This is a genomic window from Cupriavidus sp. SIMBA_020 (assembly GCF_046535395.1).
Classification (GTDB): Bacteria; Pseudomonadota; Gammaproteobacteria; order Burkholderiales; family Burkholderiaceae; genus Cupriavidus; species Cupriavidus campinensis.
This window is the reverse complement of record NZ_JAWRWU010001400.1, coordinates 1-245: the sequence shown is the minus strand read 5'-3', so window position 1 is coordinate 245 and position 245 is coordinate 1. Positions and strand designations below refer to the sequence as shown.

The 245-nt window shown below is 73.1% G+C and carries 1 protein-coding gene; it reads left to right on the top strand.

Annotation, left to right across the window (positions count from 1 at the left end; genetic code table 11):
- Positions 1-245 (top strand): condensation domain-containing protein (locus SB751_RS34125; RefSeq protein ID WP_410749509.1); only part of this gene is annotated, 245 nt, incomplete at both ends.

The following is a 245-nucleotide window of genomic DNA, read 5'->3' as shown; positions in this document are numbered from 1 at the left end:
GGCACGACGAGGATCTGCGCGCGGCATCCGCCGCGGACGCGCACCGGCGCTGGGACGCCTACGTGGCGCAGGACCGGGCGCGCGGCTTCGACTTCACGCAGGCGCCGCTGTTCCGCCTCGCGCTGTTCCGCCTCGGCGATCAGGCATGGCGGTTCCACTGGAGCCATCACCACATCCTGCTCGACGGGTGGAGCTCGGCGCGGCTGCTGAGCGAAGTGGCCGCCGCGTATCAGGCAGCGGCCGAC